The sequence below is a fragment of the Pantoea sp. YU22 genome (genome assembly GCF_003970755.1).
Lineage (GTDB): Bacteria > Pseudomonadota > Gammaproteobacteria > Enterobacterales > Enterobacteriaceae > Pantoea > Pantoea piersonii.
In genome coordinates this window covers 43,270-67,795 of sequence record NZ_RYDU01000018.1, presented here as the reverse complement: position 1 = coordinate 67,795, position 24,526 = coordinate 43,270, and the positions used below count along the sequence as shown (strand labels likewise).

Annotated in this window: 20 protein-coding genes and 4 tRNA genes; 19 read left to right on the top strand and 5 right to left on the bottom strand. The window is 57.5% G+C overall.

Annotation, left to right across the window (positions count from 1 at the left end; translation table 11 throughout):
• Positions 1-8: 8 nt before the first annotated feature.
• Positions 9-1,301 carry an ATP-dependent RNA helicase RhlB gene (gene rhlB, locus EKL29_RS19545; protein ID WP_120457969.1) on the bottom strand — a complete coding sequence of 431 codons (1,293 nt, stop codon included), beginning with the start codon at positions 1,299-1,301 and terminating at the stop codon, positions 9-11.
• Positions 1,302-1,418: 117 nt separating this feature from the next.
• Between rhlB and trxA the strand changes: the two genes are divergently transcribed.
• From trxA to EKL29_RS19455, 18 genes are all read left to right on the top strand, one after another.
• On the top strand, positions 1,419-1,751 hold the full coding sequence (gene trxA, locus EKL29_RS19540) for a thioredoxin TrxA (protein WP_033754540.1): 333 nt from the start codon (positions 1,419-1,421) through the stop codon (positions 1,749-1,751).
• A gap of 344 nt (positions 1,752-2,095) precedes the next feature.
• Positions 2,096-3,355, top strand: a complete 1,260-nt coding sequence (gene rho, locus EKL29_RS19535) for a transcription termination factor Rho (protein WP_120457967.1) — start codon at positions 2,096-2,098, stop codon at positions 3,353-3,355.
• A 280-nt stretch (positions 3,356-3,635) separates the two neighbouring features.
• Positions 3,636-4,721 (top strand): UDP-N-acetylglucosamine--undecaprenyl-phosphate N-acetylglucosaminephosphotransferase, encoded by a 1,086-nt coding sequence (gene wecA / locus EKL29_RS19530; protein ID WP_120457965.1) that lies wholly within the window; start codon positions 3,636-3,638, stop codon positions 4,719-4,721.
• Between the two features lie 16 nt (positions 4,722-4,737).
• Complete coding sequence (gene wzzE, locus EKL29_RS19525; protein WP_120457963.1) at positions 4,738-5,790, top strand: ECA polysaccharide chain length modulation protein; 1,053 nt, start codon at positions 4,738-4,740, stop codon at positions 5,788-5,790.
• Positions 5,787-6,917, top strand: coding sequence for a non-hydrolyzing UDP-N-acetylglucosamine 2-epimerase (wecB, locus tag EKL29_RS19520; protein ID WP_120457961.1), 1,131 nt, complete (start codon positions 5,787-5,789; stop codon positions 6,915-6,917). Before wzzE ends, wecB begins: the two co-directional genes overlap by 4 nt.
• On the top strand, positions 6,914-8,173 hold the full coding sequence (gene wecC / locus EKL29_RS19515; RefSeq protein WP_126690487.1) for a UDP-N-acetyl-D-mannosamine dehydrogenase: 1,260 nt from the start codon (positions 6,914-6,916) through the stop codon (positions 8,171-8,173). Before wecB ends, wecC begins: the two co-directional genes overlap by 4 nt.
• Entirely contained in the window at positions 8,170-9,249 is a 1,080-nt protein-coding gene (gene rfbB, locus EKL29_RS19510) for a dTDP-glucose 4,6-dehydratase (protein ID WP_126690486.1), read from the top strand. Before wecC ends, rfbB begins: the two co-directional genes overlap by 4 nt.
• A gap of 22 nt (positions 9,250-9,271) precedes the next feature.
• Entirely contained in the window at positions 9,272-10,153 is an 882-nt protein-coding gene (gene rfbA, locus EKL29_RS19505; protein ID WP_126690485.1) for a glucose-1-phosphate thymidylyltransferase RfbA, read from the top strand.
• A complete protein-coding gene (gene rffC / locus EKL29_RS19500; protein ID WP_126690484.1) occupies positions 10,131-10,838 on the top strand; it encodes a dTDP-4-amino-4,6-dideoxy-D-galactose acyltransferase in 708 nt (235 codons plus the stop codon). Before rfbA ends, rffC begins: the two co-directional genes overlap by 23 nt.
• The gene (rffA, locus tag EKL29_RS19495) at positions 10,825-11,955 is read left to right on the top strand and encodes a dTDP-4-amino-4,6-dideoxygalactose transaminase (RefSeq protein ID WP_126690483.1); all 1,131 of its coding nucleotides are present in this window, start codon (positions 10,825-10,827) and stop codon (positions 11,953-11,955) included. The genes rffC and rffA overlap by 14 nt, the downstream gene beginning before the upstream one ends.
• Positions 11,955-13,205, top strand: a complete 1,251-nt coding sequence (gene wzxE / locus EKL29_RS19490; RefSeq protein ID WP_126690482.1) for a lipid III flippase WzxE — start codon at positions 11,955-11,957, stop codon at positions 13,203-13,205. The genes rffA and wzxE overlap by 1 nt, the downstream gene beginning before the upstream one ends.
• Positions 13,202-14,269 (top strand): TDP-N-acetylfucosamine:lipid II N-acetylfucosaminyltransferase, encoded by a 1,068-nt coding sequence (locus EKL29_RS19485; protein ID WP_126690481.1) that lies wholly within the window; start codon positions 13,202-13,204, stop codon positions 14,267-14,269. The genes wzxE and EKL29_RS19485 overlap by 4 nt, the downstream gene beginning before the upstream one ends.
• On the top strand, positions 14,266-15,609 hold the full coding sequence (wzyE, locus tag EKL29_RS19480) for an ECA oligosaccharide polymerase (RefSeq protein ID WP_126690480.1): 1,344 nt from the start codon (positions 14,266-14,268) through the stop codon (positions 15,607-15,609). The genes EKL29_RS19485 and wzyE overlap by 4 nt, the downstream gene beginning before the upstream one ends.
• 34 nt (positions 15,610-15,643) lie before the next feature.
• Entirely contained in the window at positions 15,644-16,384 is a 741-nt protein-coding gene (wecG, locus tag EKL29_RS19475; RefSeq protein WP_120457947.1) for a lipopolysaccharide N-acetylmannosaminouronosyltransferase, read from the top strand.
• A gap of 159 nt (positions 16,385-16,543) precedes the next feature.
• Positions 16,544-16,620 (top strand) — tRNA-Arg (locus tag EKL29_RS19470).
• A gap of 94 nt (positions 16,621-16,714) precedes the next feature.
• Positions 16,715-16,790 (top strand) — tRNA-His (locus EKL29_RS19465).
• A 16-nt stretch (positions 16,791-16,806) separates the two neighbouring features.
• Positions 16,807-16,893 (top strand) — tRNA-Leu (locus EKL29_RS19460).
• Positions 16,894-16,918: 25 nt separating this feature from the next.
• A tRNA-Pro gene (locus EKL29_RS19455) sits at positions 16,919-16,995 on the top strand.
• A 564-nt stretch (positions 16,996-17,559) separates the two neighbouring features.
• Here the strand turns inward: EKL29_RS19455 and hemY are convergent.
• Genes hemY through hemC form a run of 4 tightly spaced genes read right to left on the bottom strand, consistent with a single transcriptional unit; the run spans position 17,560 to position 21,597 of the window.
• Positions 17,560-18,756: a protoheme IX biogenesis protein HemY gene (gene hemY / locus EKL29_RS19450; protein WP_126690479.1), complete on the bottom strand. Its 1,197-nt coding sequence runs from the start codon at positions 18,754-18,756 to the stop codon at positions 17,560-17,562.
• A gap of 4 nt (positions 18,757-18,760) precedes the next feature.
• Positions 18,761-19,894: a uroporphyrinogen-III C-methyltransferase gene (gene hemX / locus EKL29_RS19445; protein ID WP_120457943.1), complete on the bottom strand. Its 1,134-nt coding sequence runs from the start codon at positions 19,892-19,894 to the stop codon at positions 18,761-18,763.
• Positions 19,895-19,918: 24 nt separating this feature from the next.
• A complete protein-coding gene (gene hemD / locus EKL29_RS19440) occupies positions 19,919-20,659 on the bottom strand; it encodes a uroporphyrinogen-III synthase (protein WP_126690478.1) in 741 nt (246 codons plus the stop codon).
• A complete protein-coding gene (hemC, locus tag EKL29_RS19435) occupies positions 20,656-21,597 on the bottom strand; it encodes a hydroxymethylbilane synthase (protein WP_120458152.1) in 942 nt (313 codons plus the stop codon). The genes hemD and hemC overlap by 4 nt, the downstream gene beginning before the upstream one ends.
• Before the next feature lie 317 nt (positions 21,598-21,914).
• On the opposite strand from hemC, the gene EKL29_RS19430 reads away from it, so the two are divergent.
• The gene (locus tag EKL29_RS19430) at positions 21,915-24,473 is read left to right on the top strand and encodes a class I adenylate cyclase (RefSeq protein WP_126690477.1); all 2,559 of its coding nucleotides are present in this window, start codon (positions 21,915-21,917) and stop codon (positions 24,471-24,473) included.
• Positions 24,474-24,526 lie beyond the last annotated feature (53 nt).

The following is a 24,526-nucleotide window of genomic DNA, read 5'->3' as shown; positions in this document are numbered from 1 at the left end:
AGTGTGGATTAACCTGAACGTTTACGGTTGTTATTACGCGGCGCTCCACGGCGATTCGCGTTGTTGCCGCCACGACGCGGACCATTGCCGGTACGAGTACGTGCCAGGCGCTTCGGCGGCGGCAGATCGTTCATCAGCGCATCGCTGTTGTACTTGCTCACCGGAATGCTGTGGCCGATATACTCTTCAATCGCCGGCAGGTTCAGTGCGTACTCTTCACAGGCCAGGCTGATCGAATGTCCGCTTGCGCCCGCGCGGCCGGTACGGCCGATACGGTGAACGTAGTCTTCGCGATCGTCAGGCAGATCGTAGTTAAAGACGTGCGTAACCGCAGGAATATGCAGACCGCGCGCCGCAACGTCGGTGGCAACCAGGATATCGACATCGCCTTTAGTGAAGTCATCCAGAATGCGCAGGCGCTTCTTCTGGGCGACATCACCGGTCAGCAGGCCGACGCGATGGCCGTCCGCCGCCAGATGGCCCCAGATATCTTCGCAGCGATGCTTGGTATTGGCGAAGACGATAGCGCGATCCGGCCACTCTTCTTCCAGCAGCGTCTGCAGCAGGCGCATTTTTTCTTCGTTCGACGGGTAGAAGAGCTCTTCTTTAATGCGGTGCCCCGTTTTCTGCTCTGGCTCCACCTCAACGTACTCGGCGTTATTCATGTGTTCGAAAGCCAGTTCACGCACGCGCCATGAGAGCGTAGCGGAAAAGAGCATGCTCAGACGCTGCGTTGCAGGCGGCATGCGGCGGAACAGCCAGCGAATATCTTTAATAAAGCCGAGATCGAACATGCGGTCGGCTTCGTCCAGCACCAGTACCTGGATCGCGCCGAGGTTAATGTGATTCTGTTTAGCGTAATCGATCAGGCGGCCTGTCGTACCGACCAGAATATCTACGCCGTCGGCCAGCACCTTAAGCTGTTTGTCGTAACCGTCGCCGCCGTAAGCCAGGCCCAGTTTCAGACCGGTTGCCTGCGCCAGCGGTTCGGCGTCGGCGTGGATTTGCACTGCCAGTTCACGCGTCGGAGCCATGATCAGGGCGCGCGGTTGATTGATCTGACGGCCTTCCTGCGCGGGGTGAGAGAGAAGATGATGAAACGTTGACGTCAGAAACGCCATCGTTTTGCCGGTACCGGTTTGCGCCTGGCCTGCGACATCACGCCCTGAAAGCGTAAAAGGCAGAGCTAACGCCTGAATAGGCGTGCAGTGATGAAAGCCTTTTTTATCAAGGGCTTCCACGACCAGAGGGTGCAGGGCGAAGTCGGAAAACTTCTGTTCTGTTAAGTGTGTTTTGCTCATAGTGTGGTAGAATATCAGCTTACTATCGCTTTACGAAAGCGTATCCGATGAAATAAAGTCAACCTTCGTTGGTAAACTTTACGCCAATTCGCCAGGCATAATCTTGTGGAGTAATACATGAGCAGCGATAAAATCGTTCACCTCACCGATGACAGTTTCGATGCAGACGTTCTGAAAGCAGAAGGTGTCACGCTGGTTGATTTCTGGGCTGAATGGTGTGGTCCTTGCAAAATGATCGCCCCGATTCTCGACGAAGTTGCCGAAGAGTACGACGGTAAGCTCACTATCGCCAAGCTGAACATCGACGACAACCCGGGCACGGCGCCGAAGTACGGCATTCGCGGCATTCCGACGCTGCTGCTGTTCAAAAACGGTGAAGTCGCGGCGACCAAAGTCGGCGCGCTGTCTAAAAGCCAGCTTAAAGAGTTCCTGAACGCCAACCTGGCGTAAGGACGAGAACGTTCGGCGGTGGCGAATTTTCTTCCACTGCTGGACGTTCGCATTTTAGCGTGCTAAGTTACTTTCACTGCATTACGCACTTACCTTGTAGTTTGCATCTTAAAGATTTCCTTTGTTAAACCCTGAAGCACGTTCCGTATGCAGCGGTTTGACAATTCTGACGGTTAGCACCAACTTTGGCATCGCATTTCAACCGTCTCTCTCGCTTCCAGTCGCCATCCCTGACGATGATCGTCGAGAAGAGTTGAAAGCGCCATTAACAGGCATGGAATATTAAGCCATACCATTCACGACCAACATTTCGAGAATTACCCCGAGTTTAAGAACCCATCACTATGAATCTTACCGAATTAAAGAATACGCCGGTTTCTGAGCTGATAACCCTCGGCGAAAATATGGGGCTGGAAAACCTGGCGCGTATGCGCAAACAGGACATTATTTTCGCCATCCTCAAACAGCACGCGAAGAGCGGCGAGGACATCTTCGGTGATGGTGTGCTGGAGATACTGCAGGACGGATTTGGTTTCCTCCGCTCCGCAGACAGCTCCTACCTCGCCGGTCCCGACGATATCTACGTTTCTCCCAGCCAAATTCGCCGTTTCAACCTTCGCACTGGTGACACCATTTCCGGCAAAATTCGTCCGCCGAAAGAGGGTGAGCGCTACTTTGCACTGCTGAAGGTTAACGAGGTTAACTACGATAAGCCTGAAAACGCGCGTAGTAAGATTCTGTTCGAAAACCTGACGCCGCTGCACGCCAACAGCCGTCTGCGCATGGAGCGCGGCAATGGTTCGACGGAAGACCTTACCGCACGCGTGCTGGATCTGGCTTCGCCGATCGGCCGCGGCCAGCGTGGTCTGATCGTCGCGCCGCCGAAAGCGGGTAAAACCATGCTGCTGCAGAATATCGCGCAGAGCATCGCCTACAACCATCCAGACTGCGTGCTGATGGTGCTGCTGATTGACGAACGTCCGGAAGAAGTGACCGAGATGCAGCGTCTGGTCAAAGGCGAAGTTATCGCCTCTACCTTCGACGAACCGGCTTCACGCCACGTTCAGGTCGCCGAAATGGTGATCGAGAAGGCGAAGCGCCTGGTTGAGCACAAGAAAGATGTCATTATTCTGCTCGACTCCATCACCCGTCTGGCGCGCGCCTACAACACCGTCGTGCCGGCTTCCGGCAAGGTGCTGACCGGTGGTGTTGACGCCAACGCCCTGCATCGTCCGAAACGTTTCTTCGGCGCTGCGCGTAACGTGGAAGAGGGCGGCAGCCTGACCATCATCGCAACCGCGCTGATCGACACCGGTTCGAAGATGGACGAAGTGATCTACGAAGAGTTTAAAGGCACCGGTAACATGGAGCTGCATCTCTCTCGTAAAATCGCGGAAAAACGCGTCTTCCCGGCGATTGACTACAACCGCTCCGGTACGCGTAAAGAAGAGCTGCTCACTACTCAGGAAGAGCTGCAGAAGATGTGGATCCTGCGCAAAATCATTCACCCAATGGGCGAGATCGACGCGATGGAATTCCTCATCAACAAACTGGCGATGACCAAAACCAACGACGAATTCTTCGATATGATGAAGCGCTCGTAATCCTGCATCGACTAATCGAAACGGCTAAACCGACTTTTTTAGCCTAAATGCGCAGGAAATCGCCCTAACGCCACGTCTTAACGTGGCGTTTTTTATTTGTGCGCATTAGGATTACCGCTGGCAGGAGCATTTATAATGACTGCGGCGGCAGTGCGCAAAAGTTAACCATGCGCGCGTGGTCGGAAGCAGAATTCGGACTCGGGATGAAAGGCAAAAACATGCAGTTTGTTTATCCTGTCCCTGATTTTAGCTGAGAGCGTTAAACGTGAATTTACTCACTATGAGTACTGAGCTGGGGCTTACTTTTCTATTTTCTTTAGTCTTTATCTTTTTTGCGCGCAAAGCGGCTAAAAAAATAGGTCTGGTCGATACGCCGAATTCCCGTAAACGCCATCACGGCGCGATTCCGTTGGTCGGCGGCATTTCCGTCTATGCCGGCATCTGCTTTATGTTTCTCATCACCCGTTTTTATCTGCCGCACGCCACGCTCTATCTTATCTGCGCGGGGCTGCTGGTGCTGGTCGGCGCGCTCGATGACCGCTTCGATATCAGCGTTAAAATCCGCGCCGTTGTGCAGGCGGCCGTAGCGGTGGCGATGATGGTGGGTGCCAAGCTCTATCTGCTCAGCCTCGGTTTTATTATCGGCCCGGTGGAACTGGTGGTGGGGCCGTTCGGCTATGTGCTGACGCTGTTCGCCGTCTGGGCCGCGATTAACGCCTTTAATATGGTGGACGGCATCGACGGCTTGCTGGGCGGCCTTTCGTCCGTCACCTTTGCGGCGATGGGCATTATTCTCTGCTTCGACGGACAGTACAGCCTTGCGGTGTGGTGCTTCGCCATGATCGCCGCCACCATTCCCTACATCCTGTTGAATCTGGGTTTCCTCGGCCGCCGCTATAAAGTCTTTATGGGCGACGCGGGCAGTACCATGATTGGCTTTACCATTATCTGGATTTTGCTGGAAACCACGCAGGGATTAAGCCATCCGATTACGCCCGTTACCGCGCTCTGGCTGATCGCCATTCCGCTGATGGATATGGTGGCGATTATGTATCGCCGCCTGCGCAAAGGCATGAGTCCCTTTTCCGCTGACCGCCAGCATATCCACCATTTGATCATGCGCGCCGGCTTCACCTCGCGTCAGGCGTTTGTGCTGATCACCGTGGCAGCCGCTATTCTCGCCGGTATCGGCGTGCTCGGCGAATATCTCGCCTTTATCCCTGAATGGGTGATGCTGGTGCTGTTTATGGTGGCGTTTATGTTTTACGGCTACTGCCTGAAACACGCCTGGCGCGTGGCGCGCCTGATTCGTCGTATAAAACGTCGTCTGAACGCTCACGGCGATGCTAAGAAAAAATTACCCTGATAAGGATTGCCTTGTTATGACCTCTGAGGTTGCAGATAACGAACTGGATATTCGCGGGCTGGGCTGCACGTTATGGCGCGGTAAGCGCTGGATTATCGGCCTGGCGCTGCTTTTCGCGCTGGTCGCCTGGCTCGCTTCGCTATTGATGACGCAGGCGTGGAGCACCACGGCGATCACCGATCGTCCAACGGTAAATATGCTCGGCGACTATTACGCACAGGAACAATTTCTGAACAACCTCGACGTGCGCAACAATACGCTCAGTCTGGCGACCTCCTCGCCGACCATAATGGATGAGGTCTATCAGGAATTTATTATGCAACTGGGCGCCTGGGATACGCGCCGCGACTTCTGGCAGCAGACGGAGTATTATAAAAGCCGCCGCTCAGGCAACGCACACAACGACGCCGCGCTGCTGGACGATATGGTCGCTAATATCCAGTTTCTGCCCGCCGATACGGCGCGCAACACGCGTGACAGCGTTAAGCTGATCGCGGAAACCGCCAGCGACGCCAATAACCTGCTGCGGCAGTATATCGCGTTTGCCAGCGAGCGCGCGGCGCGCCACCTTAACGGTGAACTGCAAGGTGCCTGGCAGGCGCGCAGCGAGCAGCTGCGGGCGCAGGTGAAACGGCAGGAAGATGTGGCGAACGCTGTTTTCCAGCGTCAGCAGCACCGTCTGCAGCAGGCGCTGAAGGTGGCCAGCCAGCAAGGCATTCATGAGAACCGTTCGCGCGACGCGCGCGAGCCGATCGCCGACAGCGATCTCTTCCTGCTCGGCGAGCCGCAGCTGCAGGCGCAGCTGGAAACGCTGCAGGCGACCGGGCCGACTTACGATATCAGTTACGATCAGAACAGGGCGATGCTCACGACCCTGAGCGCCGGGCCGACGTTAAACCGAACCTTCCAGACCTACCGCTATCTGCGTACGCCGGAAGAGCCGGTTTCACGCGACAGTCCGCGTCGTCTGTTTATGATGATTATGTGGGGCGCGTTAGGCGCATTGACGGGCGCAGGCGTGGCGCTGGCGCGCCGTTCCGGCGCCAGATCAGTGAGAGATACCGCGTGAAAGTGCTTACAGTATTCGGGACTCGCCCGGAGGCGATAAAAATGGCGCCGCTGGTGCAGGCGCTGGCGCAGGATCCTGCGTTTGAATCGCGCCTGTGCGTTACGGCGCAGCACCGCGAAATGCTTGATCAGGTGCTGCGCCTCTTTGCGTTGCAGCCAGATTACGACCTGAACATTATGCGCCCTGAGCAAGGATTAACGGAGATCACCTGCCGCATTTTACAAGGCATGAAAACCGTACTGCTCGATTTCAAACCCGACGTTGTGCTGGTGCACGGCGACACGACCACGACGCTCGCCGCCAGTCTGGCTGCGTTTTATCACCAGATACCGGTCGCGCATATCGAGGCGGGGCTACGTACTGGCGATCTGACTTCGCCCTGGCCGGAAGAGGGCAACCGCAAGCTAACGGGCCATCTTGCCCGACTGCACTTTACCCCGACTGAACGATCGCGCCAGAACCTGCTGGCGGAAAATTTGCCCGACGCGCGTATCTTCGTTACCGGCAATACGGTGATTGACGCGCTGCTGTGGGTACGCGATCGGGTTATCGCCGATCCGGGCCTCAACGCGCAGCTCGCGGGGCACTATCCCTTCCTCGACAGCGAGAAAAAACTGGTGCTGGTTACCGGCCATCGACGTGAAAGCTTTGGCGAAGGCTTTGAGCGCATCTGCAGCGCGCTGGCGCGCATCGCTCGCCAGCATCCTGACGCGCAAATCGTCTATCCGGTACACCTCAATCCCAACGTCAGCGAGCCGGTAAACCGTATTCTTAGCGGCATCGACAATATTGTGCTGATCGAGCCGCAGGATTATCTGCCTTTTGTCTGGCTGATGAACCGCGCCTGGCTGATCCTGACTGATTCAGGCGGTATTCAGGAAGAAGCGCCGTCGCTGGGCAAGCCGGTGCTGGTCATGCGCGACGCTACCGAACGTCCCGAAGCGGTTGATGCTGGCACCGTGAAGCTGGTCGGCACCGACGTGGAGAAGATCGTGGCCGAAGCCAGCCTGCTGCTGACCGACGACGCGGCATGGCAAACCATGAGCCGCGCGCATAACCCTTACGGCGACGGCAACGCCTGTCAGCGCATTCTGCAAGCCTTAAAAGATACCCGAGTTAACCTATGAGTTTTGATACCATTTCTGTGATTGGACTGGGCTATATCGGGCTGCCGACCGCAGCCGTTTTTGCGTCGCAGAAGAAAAACGTTGTGGGCGTCGATATCAACGCCCACGCGGTAGAAACCATTAATCGCGGGGCGATCCATATCGTCGAGCCCGCGCTGGACAAAGTGGTCCATGATGCGGTTACCCAGGGCTTTCTGCGCGCCACCACGCAGCCTGAAGCGGCCGATGCTTTTCTGATTGCTGTGCCGACGCCTTTTATGGCGGATCATCAGCCCGATTTGCGCTTCGTTAAGGCGGCGGCGGAATCGATCGCGCCGGTATTGAAAAAAGGCGATTTAGTCATCCTGGAATCGACCTCGCCGGTTGGCGCGACGGAGCAGATGGCGGAGTGGCTGGCGGTGACGCGTCCAGATCTACGTTTTCCGCAACACGGCGGCGAACCGGATATCTTTATCGCCTACTGTCCGGAGCGCGTGCTGCCGGGCAAAATCATGCAGGAACTGATTCACAACGACCGCGTGATCGGCGGCATGACCCCCGCCTGCTCGGCGCAGGCCAGCGCGCTCTACCGCATTTTCCTGCAGGGTGAATGCGTTGAGACCAACGCGCGCACGGCGGAACTGTGCAAGCTAACGGAAAACAGCTTCCGCGACGTCAATATCGCTTTCGCCAATGAGCTGTCGCTAATCTGCGCCGATCAGGGAATTAACGTCTGGGAACTGATTGCGCTGGCGAACCGCCACCCGCGCGTCAATATTTTACAGCCTGGCCCTGGCGTCGGTGGGCACTGCATTGCCGTCGATCCCTGGTTTATCGTGGCGCAGAACCCATCGCTGGCGCGACTGATCCGCACCGCGCGGGAAGTGAACGACAGCAAGCCGCACTGGGTGCTTAATCAGGTCAAAGCGGCGCTGGCTGACTGCCTGACCCAGAGCGGCAAGCGCGCCGATGAGATCGTTATTGCCTGCTTCGGCCTGGCGTTTAAACCCAACATCGACGATCTACGCGAAAGCCCGGCGATGCAGGTCGCGCAGATGATCGCCGAATGGCACCGCGGCCAGAGCTGGGTGGTGGAACCGCATATCGCCGCGCTGCCCGCCACGCTCGGCGACAACGCTGAACTCGTCTCCCGCGAGCAGGCGCTGGCGCAGGCCGACGTGCTGGTAATGCTGGTGGATCATGACCATTTCCGCGCCGTTGATGCCTCCCAGGTTACCCAATCCTGGATTGTGGATACGCGGGGAGTATGGCGGTGAAACAATTTTTGATCACGGGCGGCGCGGGCTTTATCGGCTCGGCGCTGGTGCGTTTTCTTATCGAAGAGACAGATCACCGCATAGTAGTGGTCGACAAGCTCAGCTATGCAGGCAATCTCGCCTCGCTGGCCAGCGTCATGCAGGATGTGCGCTTCGCTTTCGAGCAGGTGGATATTTGCGATCGACCGGCGCTGGAAGCGGTTTTTGCGCGCTATCAGCCTGACTGCGTCATGCATCTGGCGGCGGAAAGCCACGTTGATCGTTCTATTGACGGCCCTATCGCCTTTGTCGAAACCAATATTGTTGGCACCTATCAGTTGCTGGAAGCGGCGCGCGGTTACTGGAACAAACTGGACGCGCAGCGGCGGGAAGCTTTTCTCTTCCATCATATTTCGACTGATGAAGTGTTCGGCGATCTGCTGGACCCCGAGGCCTTTTTCACCGAAACCACACCGTATGCGCCCAGCAGCCCTTATTCTGCGACCAAAGCCAGCAGCGATCACCTGGTGCGCGCCTGGCTTCGGACTTATGGCCTGCCTGTTATCGTAACCAACTGCTCAAACAATTATGGGCCCTGCCATTTCCCGGAAAAGCTGATCCCCCTCACCATTATCAATGCGCTGGCAGGCAAGCCGTTGCCGGTTTACGGCAACGGCGAACAGATCCGCGACTGGCTTTATGTCGAAGATCACGCGCGCGCGCTCTATCGCGTCGTGAACAGCGGCAAGGTAGGCGAGACCTACAATATCGGCGGACACAATGAGCAGCGTAATATCGATGTGGTGCACGCCATCTGCGATTTGCTGGAGTTGCTGGCGCCGGAACGTAAAGCCGCAGGTCTTACTCACTACCGCGATTTGATTACCTTTGTCGCCGATCGCCCGGGGCACGATCAGCGCTATGCCATCGACGCCAGTAAGATTGCGCGCGAGCTGGGCTGGACGCCAGAGGAAACCTTTGAAAGCGGTATGCGTAAAACCGTGCTCTGGTATTTAAATAATCAGGCATGGTGGCAGGCTATTCTGGACGAGCGCTATCGCGGCGAGCGGCTTGGCCTGGCTGCGTCGCGCTTATGACGGCGTCTGAGGAGCAGAAGCGATGAAAGGTATTATTCTGGCGGGCGGTTCAGGCACGCGTCTTCATCCCATCACGCGTGCGATCTCTAAACAGCTGCTGCCTGTTTACGACAAGCCGATGATCTACTATCCGCTGTCGGTATTGATGCTGGCGGGCATTCGCGACATCCTGCTGATCACCACGCCGGAGGATCGCGATCATTTTGTGCGCCTGCTGGGCGACGGCAGCGAGTTCGGCATTCACCTTAGCTATGCGGTGCAGCCAAGCCCGGATGGTCTGGCTCAGGCGTTTATTATCGGCGAAGACTTTATTGACGGCGATAACTGCTGCCTGGTGTTAGGCGACAACCTCTATTTTGGTCAGGGCTTCAGCCCTAAATTAAGGAAAGTCGCCGCTCGCGAGCAGGGCGCGACGGTGTTTGGCTACCAGGTTATGGATCCCGAACGTTTTGGTGTGGTGGAATTTGATGACGCGTTTAACGCGCTCTCTATCGAAGAGAAACCCAGTGCGCCAAAATCGCGCTGGGCGGTAACGGGCCTCTATTTTTACGATAATCAGGTCGTGGATTTTGCGAAGCAGGTCAAGCCTTCAGCGCGTGGCGAGCTGGAAATTACCGCTATCAACCAGATGTATCTGGCGCGCGGTCAGCTCTCTGTCGAGCTGTTAGGCCGCGGATTCGCCTGGCTCGACACCGGCACGCACGACAGCCTGATTGAAGCCAGCACCTTCGTACAGACGGTGGAAAAGCGACAGGGATTCAAAGTCGCCTGTCTGGAGGAAATTGCCTGGCGCAACGGCTGGCTGAGCGACGACCAGCTGCGTGCCGCCGGTGAGGCATTAACAAAAACCGGCTACGGCCAGTATCTGCTGGATCTCCTACATGCCCGTCCGCGTCAGTATTAATCCCCTGGCGTGGGAAAGCGCCTTTTTCGGCTGCGAGACAGCGCGCCTCGATCTCGATGGAGACCTGTCGCTGGACGAGGCGCTGCGCCATCCGGCCGGGTTATGGCAAATCAAAGTGCCTGCCGACCGCCTTGAGGCGATCGACGCCCTCTGCCAGCAGGGTTTTCAGCTGGCGGAAGGCGAAGCGGACCTGGCTATTAATATTAAACGCACGGAACGACAGAGCGGTATCCGCATCGCCCGTGAAGCGCAAATCGACGCGCTGCGTGCAGCGGCGGCGCAGATCTTCGTGCAGAGCCGCTTTCGCGCGCCCTGGTTCGATGCGGACGCCAGCGCCCGCTTTTACGCCCAGTGGATTGAAAACGCGGTGCGCGGCACTTTTGATCATCAGTGCCTGATCGCCAGCGATGAGTCCGGCGCACTGCAGGGTTTTATTTCGCTGCGCGAGACTGAAGGCGACGCGCGCGTCGGGCTGCTGGGCGTCCTGCCCCATGCGCAGGGCAACGGCATCGGGCAGCGTTTGCTGCTGGCGGGCGCAGACTGGGGACGGGTTCGTCAGCTCAGCCGTCTGCGCGTTGCGACGCAGCTCAGCAACCTCTCGGCGATGCGACTCTATTTACGCAGCGGTGCCCGGCTGGAAAGCACCGCTTACTGGTTCTACAGGAAAGATCATGATCCCATTTAACGCGCCGCCGATAGTGGGTAGCGAGCTTGAATATATGCAGTCGGCGATGGCCAGCGGCAAACTGTGCGGCGACGGCGGTTTTACCCGTCGCTGTCAGCAGTGGATGGAACAGCGCTTCGGCAGCAAAAAAGTGCTGCTGACGCCGTCATGCACCGCGTCGCTGGAGATGGCGGCGCTGCTGATTAATCTTCAGCCCGGCGATGAAGTGATTATGCCGAGCTATACCTTTGTCTCTACCGCCAACGCCTTTGTACTGCGCGGCGCGACCATCGTCTTCGTGGATATTCGTCCGGATACGCTCAATATCGACGAAAGCAAAATCGAAGCGGCGATCAACGAGAAAACGCGCGCCATCGTGCCGGTGCACTATGCGGGCGTGGCCTGCGAAATGGACGCTATTATGGCGCTGGCGGCGCAATATAAGCTCTGGGTGATAGAAGATGCGGCGCAGGGCGTGATGTCGCGCTACAAGGGCCGCGCGCTGGGCACTATCGGCCATATCGGCTGCTTCAGCTTCCATGAAACCAAGAACTACACCGCGGGCGGCGAAGGCGGCGCGACGCTGATCAACGATGCGGCGCTAATCGAGCGTGCTGAAGTGATTCGCGAGAAGGGCACCAACCGCAGCCAGTTTTTCCGTGGCCAGGTAGATAAGTATACCTGGCGCGATATCGGCTCGAGCTATCTGATGGCGGATCTACAGGCGGCCTACCTGTGGGCGCAGCTGGAGGTGGCCGAACGCGTCAATCAGCAGCGTTTGCGCCTGTGGCAGCGCTACTATGACGCGCTGCAGCCGCTGGCGGCGAAAGGGCGCATCGAGCTGCCGACGCTGCCTGCCGCCTGCGAGCACAATGCGCATATGTTCTATATCAAACTGCGCGACAGCGACGATCGCCAGGCGCTGATTAGCTGGATGAAAGAGGCGGAGATCCTGACGGTTTTTCACTATATTCCGCTGCACAGCTCGCCCGCCGGCGAAGAGTTTGGCCGCTTTCATGGCGAGGACCTTTTTACTACGCGCGAGAGCGAGCGGCTGCTGCGCCTGCCGCTGTTTTATAACCTGACGGACAATAACCAGAATACGGTTATAAGTTCCTTACTGAGCTTCTTCGCCTGATGTCGCTGGCCAGAGCGTCGGTGTGGACGGCATCGTCTACGCTGGTGAAAATCGCTGCCGGGCTGCTGGTGGTGAAACTACTGGCGGTGAGTTTCGGCCCGGAAGGCGTAGGGCAGGCGGGTAACTTTCGTCAGCTGATCACCGTTCTTGGCGTGCTGGCGGGCGCAGGCATCTTTAATGGCGTCACCACCTTTGTGGCGAAGTATCAGCATCAGCCGGAGCCGCTACGTGCGCTGCTGGGTACCGCATCCGCGATGGTGCTGGGCTTTTCCACGCTGCTGGCGCTGGTTTTTCTGCTGGCGGCCGCGCCGATCAGCCAGGCGCTGTTCGGCCACACGCGCTTCGAGAATGTGGTGCGCATTGTCGCCTTCCTGCAGTTCGGCATAGCCTGGGCTAACCTGGCGCTGGCGCTGCTGAAAGGCTATCGCGACGCGCGCGGCAACGCGCTGGCGCTGATCATCGGTAGTCTAATCGGGGTCGCGGCCTACGTGCTGTGCTGGTGGGTTGGTGGCTATGCGGGCGCGCTGGTGGGATTTGCGCTGGTGCCTGCGCTGGTTGTGGTACCGGCATTCGCATTGCTAAAGCGACGCGTACCGCTGCCGATCGGCTGGCTGAAGCCGCAGTGGCAGCCAGACTTTGCGCGCAGCCTGGCGAAGTTTACCCTGATGGCGCTGATTACCTCGGTAACGCTGCCGGTAGCCTGGGTCATGATGCGTAACCTGCTGGCGCAACATAACGGCTGGGCGCAGGTCGGTCTGTGGCAGGGCGTCACCAGCATCTCGGACGCCTGGCTGCAGTTCATTACCGCCACCTTCAGCGTCTGGCTATTGCCGACGCTGGCGCGCCTGGAGCAGAAGCGCGATATTGCGCGCGAAATCATGCGGGCGCTGCGCTTTGTTCTGCCTGCCGTGGCGGCAGTCGGCTTTTGCGTCTGGCTGCTGCGCGATCTGGCGATCTGGCTGCTCTTTTCTCCGGCGTTTCACGCCATGCGCGATCTCTTTGTCTGGCAGCTGTGCGGCGATGTGTTTAAGGTCGGCGCCTACGTTTTCGGTTATCTGGTGATTGCTAAGGCGTCGCTGCGCTTTTATATTCTGGCCGAAATCAGCCAGTTCGTGCTGCTGACGCTCTTCTCGCGCTGGCTGATCCCGCTGTCGGGAGCGACCGGCGCAGCGCAGGCCTACATGGCGACCTATCTCTGTTATTTCGCGCTCTGCTGCGGCGCATTTATGGTTTATTACCGGAAAAAATGACGTTAATACACGTTCTGGGATCGGATATCCCTCATCACAATCAAACGGTGCTGCGCTTTTTCAACGATGTGTTAAGCGTTGAGCTGCCTGTCGACCAGCCGCGCCAGTTTATGGTGGTGACGCAGCAGCCCGCCTCGCTCGCCGCTTTCAGCAATCTTGCTATTGAGACCTTTGGTTCGAAGAAAGCGCTGGCGCAGGCGCTGACGGCGCGGGCGAAAAACCGTGAACAACGTTTTTTCTGCCACGGGCAGTTTAATCCGGGCATCTGGCTGGCGCTGCTGAGCGGTAAGATCCGCTCCAGCCAGCTCTACTGGCACGTCTGGGGCGCCGACCTTTACGAAGAGTCGCGTAGCCTGAAGTTCCGCCTCTTTTATCTGTTGCGACGTATCGCGCAGGGGCGCGTGGCGCAGGTTTTCGCCACTCTTGGCGATTTACACTATTACCAGCAGCGCCATCCCCGCGTGCCTGCTGCGCGGCTCTATTTTCCAACTAAAATGCCCTCCACCGCGCCGCAAAGCGCGCCGGAATCGCGTTTTACCATTCTGCTGGGCAACTCCGGCGACGCCAGCAATCGCCATATTGAAGGCTTAACGTCTATCCGCCAGCAGTTTGGCACAGAGGTGCGCATCGTCGTGCCGTTGGGCTATCCGCCGAACAATGAAGCCTACATTAACGAGGTAGCGACAGCGGCAGACAGGCTGTTTCCTGACGGCCAGGTCGAGCTGCTGCGCAGTCATCTCGCCTTTGATGACTATTTAGCGCTGCTCGCCCGCTGTCATTTAGGTTATTTTATGTTCGAACGGCAGCAGGGCATCGGAACGCTCTGCCTGCTGATTCAGGCCAACGTGCCTTTTGTGCTTAACCGGCGCAACCCGTTCTGGCGCGATCTCAGCGAGCAGGGGCTGCCGGTGCTGTTTAGTGGCGATGTGCTGGACAGCGGAAGCGTGGCGGAAGCGCGCCGCCAGTTGGCGAGCTGCGACAAACAGGCCATCGCTTTTTTCGCGCCGGGCTATGTGACGGGCTGGCGTGAGGCATTGCGCCATTGTGAAAGGGAGTCCTCATGAACCTGATGCAGTTCAGCGGTCTGCTGGTGGTTTATCTGCTGTCGCTGGGTTTTATCCTGACGCTGACCTGGCGGGAGTTCAGGCGCGTACGCTTTAACTTTCACCTCTTTTTTACCCTGCTGTTTTTACTGACGTTCTATTTCGGCTTCCCGCTGACCAGCCTGCTGGTGTTCCGCTTTAATGTTGAGGTGGTGCCGCCTGAGTATCTGCTGCAGGCGCTGCTGTCGGCGACGGCGTTCTATGCCGTTTATTACGTCAGCTATAAGGTGCGGCTGCGACCTGCGGCAGTGCCGCGCGCCAGACCCTGGCTGCAGATGAATCGCGTCGAGACGCACCTGACCTGTGTGCTGCTGGCGCTGGTCGCTATCGGCACGGTGACGGTGTTTTTCCTGAACAACGGCTTTCTGCTGTTCCGCCTGACCGCCTATAACCAGATTTTCTCCAGCGAAGTCTCCGGCGTGGCGCTGAAGCGCTTTTTCTATTTCTTTATTCCGGCGATGCTGATCCTCTATTTTCTGCGTCCTACGCAGCGCAACTGGCTGCTGTTTCTGGTGGTTACGGTCGCGTTCGGCCTGCTGACCTACGCGCTGGTCGGCGGTACGCGCGCCAATATCATTATCGCTTTTGCCCTGTTTTTGTTTATCGGCATTACGCGCGGCTGGATCAGCCTGTGGATGCTGGCGGCGGCGGGCGTCCTGGCGATAGGCGGCATGTTCTGGCTGGCGCTGCGGCGCTATAACCTTAACGTGCTCGGCGAAGAGGCGGTTTACACGTTTCTTTACCTGACGCGCGATACGTTTTCGCCGTGGGAGAATCTGGCATTGCTGCTGGAAAATTATTCCAAAATAGAATTTCAGGGGCTGGCACCCATCTGGCGCGACTTCTATGTCTATATTCCGGGCTGGCTGTGGCCGGGCAGGCCGTCGATGGTACTGAACAGTGCTAACTATTTTACCTGGGAAGTACTGAACAACCATTCAGGCCTGGCGATTTCGCCTACGCTGCTGGGCTCGCTGCTGGTAATGGGCGGCGTCTGGTTTATTCTGCCGGGCGCGGTGGCGGTCGGGTTGATTATTAAGGGTTTCGATACGCTTTATTTGCGCGGCCGCGACGCCAGCAACCGCTACAGCGGTGCGATCATGCAGAGTTTTTGCTTTGGCGCGGTGTTCAATATGATTGTGCTGGCGCGCGAGGGGCTGGATGCGTTCGGCTCCCGCGTGGTCTTTTTCGCTTTAATTTTTCTGGCCTGCCTCGGCGTGGCGAAGATGCTTTACTGGCTGCTGGATCGCGCCGGGCTGATTCGACGTCGCAGCGGCCAGGTTTTACAGAGCTCCACTTAACGCCTCTGGCATAACAGGGAAACAAAACTCAACCATGACAAGGTTACCAGAAGCGCCGCAGTATGAGATACGCGGCGTGTCGCTGTATGGTTTCGACAGTATGTCCGCGTTTGTGGATTTTCTGCTGCCGGACGAGGCGGTACGCAGCGGAACGTTAGTGGCGATTAATGCCGAAAAGATACTGACGGCGGAGCAGGATGATGAACTGCGCGCGCTGTTGCAGGAGGCGGAGTTTAAATACCCCGACGGCATCAGTATCGTGCGCTCCATCCGTAAAAAATATCCCCATGCCGAGGTGCAGCGTATAGCGGGCGCGGATTTGTGGGAGGCCTTAATGGAACGCGCCGGACGGCAGGGCACGCCGGTGTTTTTGATTGGCGGGCGACAGGCGGTGCTGGATGAGACCTGCAACAAGCTGCGTCGCCAGTGGAACCTGAATATCGTCGGCGCGCAGAACGGCTACTTCGCGCCAGCCGATCGTGATGCGCTTTTTACCCGCATCGCCGCCAGCGGCGCGCGTATCGTCACCGTGGCGCTGGGATCGCCGCGTCAGGAGCTGTTAATGCGCGATTGCCGCGCGCGCTGGCCGCACGCACTCTATATGGGCGTCGGCGGAACCTATGATGTCTTTACGGGACAGATAAAGCGCGCGCCGAAGATTTGGCAGCGTCTGGGGCTGGAATGGCTCTATCGCCTGATTCGACAGCCCAGCCGCCTGCGCCGCCAGTTAAAACTGATCAAATATTTGCGCTATCACTGGCGCGGCGATCTCTGATATCACTGATTACTGCGGCGTTTTTTCGCTGAGGAAATAGCCAGAGTGCTGCATTACTCGACGAAATGCACAAAGCGTAATCAAACGCGTTTTTTTATTAAAAAAGCACTGGACAGCATCACCCCAAGTCCGTAGTATGCCCATCCGCAACGGCGCTACGCGCCCGTAGCTCAGCTGGATAGAGCGCTGCCCTCCGGAGGCAGAGGTCTCAGGTTCGAATCCTGTCGGGCGCGCCATTTAGTTTGTGCGCAGGAGCTGCGGTGGTTACATTACCGCGTTAGTAAAGAGTTACATGCTGTAGGTCAGAGACTTGCAACATAACGAATTGTGGTGGCTATAGCTCAGTTGGTAGAGCCCTGGATTGTGATTCCAGTTGTCGTGGGTTCGAGTCCCATTAGCCACCCCAGATTTTGCTGGGATACGCGAAGGTGGCGGAATTGGTAGACGCGCTAGCTTCAGGTGTTAGTGTCTTAACGGACGTGAGGGTTCAAGTCCCTCTCTTCGCACCAGGCAAAACAAAACAATAAAAATTATCGGCGAGTAGCGCAGCTTGGTAGCGCAACTGGTTTGGGACCAGTGGGTCGGAGGTTCGAATCCTCTCTCGCCGACCATTTTATAAACCTGCTTGAAAAAGCAGGTTTTTTTTCGTCTGTAGAAAATGAGGATAAGCAGATTGCCCTCTGTGACAGAAACAGACTCATTGTCTCTTTCTGGAGACTACTAATTTATTGATTTAACAGATATTAAAAATAAATGCGCTTCATCGTCTCAAAAAGGAGACAGCGTCCAGGCTGTTTGTCGTCTGGCACAGACAACCTGCGCCTTTTTTGTCTGAGCAGTCAAATTCAACCCTTTGAAATTAAAGCTTTTATTTTATCTTCTGCAACCTGGCACGCGCTGTGCAATAATTATCGCGTAGATGCTCATTCCACCTCTTATGTCTGCTGATGCTGCATAAACCTGGGAATGACGCAGAGCCACTTTTGGGTATCCGTTGTCTGCCTGCCTGCATCGCTTACGCCTTGCAGGGTCAACAGACATACCGTTGAGTCGGATACCTCAAGGTTGTCTTACCGACCTGATTTTACACCTGCCTCTGGCAGGTGTTTTTTTTTGGTACGGATAAAGGGCAAAAAAAAGCCGGGCAAGCCCGGCGTAAACAAGTAACAACAGCATTAAGCATTCGGGTTGTTTTTCAGCGTCAGCAGTAAGCCTTCACGGCGCATTTTCGCTGCTTCTTCCGGGCGATGCATACGGTCGTAGGCGTCCGCCAGCCACGCGTAGTCAAACGCGTCGGGACGCTGTGCCAGCGCCTGCTGGAACGCGTCAACGGCCTGCTGCCATTCGCCATGGCGCATCAGCAACTGCCCCAGCGTGCTGTGCAGCAGCGGCGTCGCGCCATGCTGCTTAATCTGCTGGCGCAGCGCTTTCTCCAGCGCTTCCGGATTGCTGCTTTTGATGCGCGGCATCAGCAGCACCAGACGATCGTCGTAGTGTCGCTTCAGGCCGTCCAGCACAATATCCTGCGCGGTCTGATGATCGTCGCACTCAATCAAATGGTCAGCCATCGCCACCTGCAGCGCCGTTTGCTGACGCGTTTTACGGCTCAGATTTGACCACCAGCGCTTCAGGCCGTCGCTGCCCTGATCGGCCATCGCCTGATTCATCAGACCCAGCCACGCCTGTTGCTGCAGGTCGGCGCGATGCTGCTCATCTCCAACCTGCGATTTCTCCATCGCAGGCAGAATATCAATCAGCGAGCTCCATGCGCCGGTGCGCACGTAAGCCTGCTCCGCCAGCCGCAGAACTTCCGGATGGCGCGGCGCGACTTCCAGCAGTCGATCGATGGCATGACGCGCAGCGTGATCTTCGTTACGCGCCAGCAGAATGCGCGCGCGGGTGATTTCGACTGGAATAACATCGTTGTCCGACAGTTCAGCGGCCCGCTCAAGATGCTGGTTGGCGCGGATTTCATCGCCGCGCTGCTGCGCCGCTTCAGCCGCCAGCAGGTAGTTGGCTACCGGCACGTCAGCGTGATCGGCATCTTTAGAGAGCAGCTTTTCAACCTGACGGTGATCGCCTTCGGCCAGCTTCATCAGCGCGGTCTGTGTATGGCGCTGCGCACGACGGCGTTTGCGACCGGTAAACCAGCCTCGGGTGCGTGCGCCGGTGCGAAACAGACGACGCAGCAGCCATTCAACACCCAGAATAATCAGCAGGCTGATGATCAGAATGATCACCAGTCCGGTTACGCTGGTTTCTACGTTCCAGTTATCGGTCTGAATCAGCACATAGCCCTGATGACCAGCAATCATCGGGCCTACCACAATGCCGGCGATAAGCAGGACGAAAAGGATAAATACCTTAAGCATGCGCTTAGCCTCCTTGCTGGTCAGCGGCGACGGAAGGCTGCGCGATCAGGTTGCGCACGCGTGTCTGCATCAGCTTATCGATAAGCGGCTGGCTTTCCAGATTATCCGGCAGATTCATATTGATGCTCTGCTGGCTCAGTTCGTCCAGCTGCGCCAGAAAGGCTTTGGTCGCGGGATCGTTAGTGTCGTACCAGGCGCGAACCCAGCTGGATACGGTGTCGATAGACTGTTTATAAATTTCGTCCTGATGACGCGGCACTGCCTGCGCGGCGATCAGCAGACGCGAGCGGATGTTCTCACGCAGATAGACGTCCTGGTTCGGCGCCAGCAGCGGCTGCGCCGTATTGTCGCGGCGGCGAATAGTGATGAAGTCATCCATAAAGTTATGCCAGCTTTTCACCAGGTTCTGACGCCATTCGCGCAGCGAGGAGGTCAGCTCGCCGCCATCGCTGTCCATCGGTGCGTCGTCGCTGTCGTTGTCCGCCAGACGCAGATTATCGACGCCGTTCGATAGCTGGTTCAGCTTCAGAATAATGCCGTCATAATCGATTTGGTTGATAGCCGAGAGCGTGCTGATATCCTGCGTCAGCGCGCGACGCACGTTGGTGACGCTCGGATCGTTCATATCGGCCAGGCTGGCATCGGCGCTTTTCAGCAGCGCCGCCGCCGTGGTGACATCCTGATCGCTCCAGAGCTTGCGGCCCGCCAGTTTCACCAGATAGTCGGCCTGCGACACCAGCCAGGCGTGTACATCATTGCCAGAGATGGTGGCGACCTTTTCACGCAGCGTCTCCAGCTCCTTCGCCGTGGCGGCCTGCTGGGTGCGCGCGTCGTTCAGCGCGTTTTGTGCGCTGCTGAGCTGCTGCGCCAGCTGCTGTTTGTCGCTGCTCGCTTGCTGCTGCAAGGCGTTCAGCTTATCGCTCAGGCTCTGATTTGCCTGCGCCTGAAGTTCAGCCTGATGTTTCCCGTTAAGGTATAAACCCGCGCCGGTCGCCAGGGCAATGATAATCGCCACTGCGCCCAGCACCATGCCGCCGCTCTTTTTGTCGCGCGGCGGTTGCTGGCGGGAAGAGGGCGAAGTATCTGCCGCTGGCGTAGTCTCTTCAACCGTGGCGGAGGTCGCTTTTTGTTCCGTCATCTGTGGCACATCCCATGATTAAGTTCAGCGTAACGCGCGCAGCAGCGCATCGTTATCGGCACCATCGGCTACCTGAATATCCTGCCAGCCCAGTTCACTGGCGAGCGTAGCCAAACGTTCGCTGACGACAACCAGTCGGCAGCGTAATAACCATTCCTCGCGATCGACCGCGGGGAACAGAGAAAAGAGCTGTTGTAACATTTCACCGCTGCTGACCACCAGCGTTGTGATGCCGCGGTTACGCCAGCGTCGGCCTTCAACGGGGCCGTCATAGTGCTTCTGACAGCGCTGGTAGCACTGGCTGAACGAGACTTCCGCACCGCGATCGATCAGCGTTTCCGCCAACAGTTCGCGCCCTGGATTCCCTCGTAAAATCAGCGCTTTCTTACCGGATACCCGCTGCAATGCCGCCATGTTGATAAGCGCTTCGCTGGTTTCCTGCGCGTGCGGATAGTCGACGTGACGGCCGCTGGCGGTGTGAAATGCCAGCGCGGTGCTGCGACCAATTGCATAATAGTCCACGTCTGCGGGCCACGCTGCGTTGTAGCGCGCCAGCGCGGGCTGCGCATACTGGATCACCTGCTGAGAAAGCAGGAAAACCAGGTCGCCCTTGCGTAACGCGGCAAGCTGTTGTGGCAGGCGGCCAAGGTCGCTGCCCGGTGCAAACTCAATCAGCGGCAGGCTCCACGCCTCGCGGCCAAGCGCGCGCAGGCGAGTCACCAGCGCGCTGGCTGCGGGCTCCGGGCGAGTGACCAGAATAGTCATAGCGGCTGCTGCCCCTGGTAGACGTCGCGCAGAATATCGCGCGCGCCTTTGCCGAGCAGCTCTTCGGCGAGAGAAATTCCCATCGCTTCCGCCTCGGCGCGCGGGCCGCGACGTTCGCCGCGCACCATTACGCTGCCGTCTGGCGCGCCGACCAGACCGCGCAGCCACAGCTCGTCGCCTTCCAGCAGCGCAAAGCTGCCGATCGGCACCTGACAGCCGCCTTCCAGGCGCGTGTTCATGGCGCGTTCGGCTTTGACGCACACAGCGGTATCGTCATGGTTGAGCGCCTGCAGCAGCCCGATCAGCTCGCTGTCATCGAGGCGGCATTCAATACCCACCGCACCCTGGCCGACAGCGGGCAGAGAAATTTCCGCCGGCAACGGCTGACGAATGCGTGCTTCAAGCTCCAGACGCTTCAGACCGGCGGTCGCCAGAATAATGGCGTCATATTCGCCGGCGTCGAGCTTCGACAGGCGCGTCCCGACGTTGCCGCGCAGCGAGCGGATCACCAGATCGGGACGGCGTTCGCTAATCTGGCTCTGGCGACGCAGGCTGGAGGTGCCTACCACGGCACCCTGCGGCAGCTCGTCAAGCGAGTTGTAGTGGTTCGAGACGAAGGCGTCGCGCGGATCTTCGCGTTCGCAAATCGTGACCAGCCCTAATCCTTCGGGGAACGCGACCGGCACATCTTTCATTGAGTGGACGGCGAGATCGGCGCGATTTTCCAGCATCGCCAGCTCAAGCTCTTTGACAAATAGTCCTTTACCGCCCACTTTCGCCAGCGGCGTGTCGAGGATGACGTCGCCTTTAGTGACCATAGGTACCAGCTCAACGCGCAGGCCCGGATGCGCGGCCATCAGGCGTTGCTGGACATAATGTGCCTGCCAGAGCGCAAGAGGACTTTGTCTTGTAGCAATTCTGAAAATTTTGTCTAACATGCTGTTAACCATTTTGATCGTTCACCGAATATCCTATCATTGTCGGCTGAAGGCTGACAGTTTCAACGGATTATTTGACCGGGCAGGCGGGAAGATTCGCCAGTTAAAAGAGGATGAAGCGGATACCGGTGTCCGAAAGCGCAGGAAGCGAACAGGAACGTGCTAAACTGTTAAGTAGCGCAACTTTCTTTACGGTCAATCTGCCAGGTGTTAGATTGATCACGTTTCCAGCAATAATCTGCCCATCTTTTTCGATTATTAAGCGGCGGATTTCGGAAACAGGTTGCTTAAACACTGGGACAATCAGGCGAAACGTCTTGTACCTCTACATTGAGACACTGAAACAGAGACTGGATGCCATTAATCAGCTGCGCGTCGATCGTGCGCTGGCTGCGATGGGACCTGCTTTCCAGCACGTATACAGTCTGCTGCCGACCTTACTGCATTATCATCATCCGCTGATGCCGGGTTACTTCGACGGTAACGTTCCCCGCGGTATCAGCTTCTTCACGCCTGAAGAAAACCAGCTTCTGCTGATGCGTGAGCTGGCGGGCGGTCATGAGCTGACGCTGGACGTATCGCGCACCGGCGAAATGCCGATTACCGGCATCTACTCCATGGGCAGCACCTCGTCGGTCGGGCAGAACAGCGTCTCTGACCTTGATATCTGGGTCTGTCATCAATCCTGGCTGGACAACGAAGAGCGTCTCAACCTGCAGCGCAAATGTACGCTGTTGCAGAAGTGGTGCGTGTCGATGGGCGTGGAAGTCAGCTTCTTCCTGATTGATGAAAACCGCTTCCGCCATAATGAAAGCGGCAGCCTCGGCGCAGAAGACTGCGGCTCGACGCAACATATCCTGCTGCTGGATGAGTTCTATCGCACCGCCGTGCGTATGGCGGGTAAACGCATCCTGTGGAATATGGTGCCGTGCGAAGAAGAACATCACTACGACGACTATGTGATGTCGCTTTATGCGCAGGGCGTGCTGACGCCTAACGAGTGGCTCGATCTTGGCGGACTCGGCACGCTGTCGGCGGAAGAGTATTTCGGCGCCAGCCTGTGGCAGCTCTATAAAAGTATCGACTCACCCTATAAGGCGGTGCTGAAAACCCTGTTGCTGGAAGCGTATAGCTGGGAGTATCCCAACACGCAGCTGCTGGCGATGGACATTAAACAGCGCCTGCACGACGGCGAAATCGTCAGCTTTGGTCTTGATCCTTACTGCATGATGCTGGAGCGCGTGACGCACTATCTGACCAGCGTGGACGATCAGCCGCGTCTCGATCTGGTGCGCCGCTGTTTCTATCTGAAAGTGTGCGAGAAGCTGAGTGCCGACGAAAACAGCAGCCGCTCAGGCTGGCGACGCGAGATCCTGTCGCAGCTGGTGAAAGAGTGGGGCTGGGACGAAGAGAAACTGGCGATCCTCGATAACCGCGGCGGCTGGAAAATCGAACGCGTGCGCGAGGCGCACAACGAACTGCTGGATGCGATGATGCAGAGCTATCGCAACCTGATCCGTTTTGCCCGCCGCAACAATTTAAGCGTCAGCGCGAGTCCGCAGGATATCGGCGTGCTGACGCGTAAACTGTACGCCGCTTTTGAAGCGCTGCCGGGCAAAGTGACGCTGGTCAACCCGCAGATTTCACCCGATCTGTCGGAAGAGAACCTCACCTTTATTCATGTCCCGGCTGGTCGCGCCAACCGTTCAGGCTGGTATCTCTATAATCAGGCGCCGGATATGAGCTCAATCATCAGCCATCAGCCGCTGGAGTATAACCGCTACCTGAATAAGCTGGTGGCCTGGGCGTGGTTCAACGGCCTGCTGACCAGCAAGACGCGTCTGCATATCAAAGGCAACGAGATTTGCGATCTGGCGCGTCTGCAGGAGCTGGTGAACGACGTGTCGTCTCACTTCCCGCTGCGTCTGCCTGCGCCGACGCCGAAAGCGCTCTATAGCCCATGCGAGATCCGTCATCTGGCGATTATCGTCAACCTTGAGCACGACCCGACCTCCGCTTTTCGCAATCAGGTGGTGCATTTCGATTTCCGTAAGCTCGACGTCTTTAGCTTCGGTCAACAGCAGCAGTGCCTGATCGGCAGCATCGATCTGCTCTATCGCAACTCATGGAATGAAGTGCGCACGCTGCACTTCAGCGGCGAGCAGGCGATGATCGAGGCGTTAAAAACTATTCTGGGCAAAATGCACCAGGATGCCGCGCCGCCGGACACGGTCGAAGTGTTCTGCTACAGCCAGCATCTGCGTGGGCTGATCCGCACGCGCGTTCAGCAGCTCGTCTCCGAATGCATTGAGCTGCGTCTCTCCAGCACGCGTCAGGAGCCGGGTCGCTTTAAGGCGCTGCGCATGGCTGGCCAGACGTGGGGACTCTTCTTTGAGCGCATGAGCGTCTCGGTACAGAAGCTGGAAAATGCCGTGGAGTTTTACGGCGCGATTTCCAACAACAAGCTGCACGGCCTGTCGATTAAAGTGGAGTCGAACCAGACGCCGCTGCCGCCGGTCGTGAACGGCTACGCCAGCGAAGGCATTATTCAGTTCTTCTTCGAAGACACCACCGACGAGCAAGGTTTCAACATCTATATTCTGGATGAAACCAACCGCGTCGAGGTCTATCACCACTGCGAAGGCAGCAAAGAGGAGCTGGTGCGCGACGTCAGCCGCTTTTACTCCTCTTCGCACGATAGTTTTACCTACGGCTCCAGCTTTATCAACTTTAACCTGCCGCAGTTCTACCAGATCGTAAATACCGGCGAACGCTTCCAGGTTATCCCGTTCCGCAGCCAGACGCTGGCCCAGCTCTGCGCCACGCAGCCAGATAACGACAACGGCGACTATCAGCCGCGCTACCAGGTACACTGACGCCGCGCTCGCCGCGCGGCCCTTTCCTTGCTGAACTGTCACCGCGCGCACGT

What these genes read in the sequence shown, in the direction of transcription:
- rhlB (WP_120457969.1), bottom strand. Translation starts at nt 1,301, where the DNA reads ATGAGCAAAACACACTTAACAGAACAGAAGTTTTCCGACTTCGCCCTG.
- trxA (WP_033754540.1), top strand. Translation starts at nt 1,419, where the DNA reads ATGAGCAGCGATAAAATCGTTCACCTCACCGATGACAGTTTCGATGCA.
- rho (WP_120457967.1), top strand. Translation starts at nt 2,096, where the DNA reads ATGAATCTTACCGAATTAAAGAATACGCCGGTTTCTGAGCTGATAACC.
- wecA (WP_120457965.1), top strand. Translation starts at nt 3,636, where the DNA reads ATGAGTACTGAGCTGGGGCTTACTTTTCTATTTTCTTTAGTCTTTATC.
- wzzE (WP_120457963.1), top strand. Translation starts at nt 4,738, where the DNA reads ATGACCTCTGAGGTTGCAGATAACGAACTGGATATTCGCGGGCTGGGC.
- wecC (WP_126690487.1), top strand. Translation starts at nt 6,914, where the DNA reads ATGAGTTTTGATACCATTTCTGTGATTGGACTGGGCTATATCGGGCTG.
- rfbA (WP_126690485.1), top strand. Translation starts at nt 9,272, where the DNA reads ATGAAAGGTATTATTCTGGCGGGCGGTTCAGGCACGCGTCTTCATCCC.
- rffC (WP_126690484.1), top strand. Translation starts at nt 10,131, where the DNA reads ATGCCCGTCCGCGTCAGTATTAATCCCCTGGCGTGGGAAAGCGCCTTT.
- rffA (WP_126690483.1), top strand. Translation starts at nt 10,825, where the DNA reads ATGATCCCATTTAACGCGCCGCCGATAGTGGGTAGCGAGCTTGAATAT.
- wzxE (WP_126690482.1), top strand. Translation starts at nt 11,955, where the DNA reads ATGTCGCTGGCCAGAGCGTCGGTGTGGACGGCATCGTCTACGCTGGTG.
- EKL29_RS19485 (WP_126690481.1), top strand. Translation starts at nt 13,202, where the DNA reads ATGACGTTAATACACGTTCTGGGATCGGATATCCCTCATCACAATCAA.
- wzyE (WP_126690480.1), top strand. Translation starts at nt 14,266, where the DNA reads ATGAACCTGATGCAGTTCAGCGGTCTGCTGGTGGTTTATCTGCTGTCG.
- wecG (WP_120457947.1), top strand. Translation starts at nt 15,644, where the DNA reads ATGACAAGGTTACCAGAAGCGCCGCAGTATGAGATACGCGGCGTGTCG.
- hemY (WP_126690479.1), bottom strand. Translation starts at nt 18,756, where the DNA reads ATGCTTAAGGTATTTATCCTTTTCGTCCTGCTTATCGCCGGCATTGTG.
- hemX (WP_120457943.1), bottom strand. Translation starts at nt 19,894, where the DNA reads ATGACGGAACAAAAAGCGACCTCCGCCACGGTTGAAGAGACTACGCCA.
- hemD (WP_126690478.1), bottom strand. Translation starts at nt 20,659, where the DNA reads ATGACTATTCTGGTCACTCGCCCGGAGCCCGCAGCCAGCGCGCTGGTG.
- hemC (WP_120458152.1), bottom strand. Translation starts at nt 21,597, where the DNA reads ATGTTAGACAAAATTTTCAGAATTGCTACAAGACAAAGTCCTCTTGCG.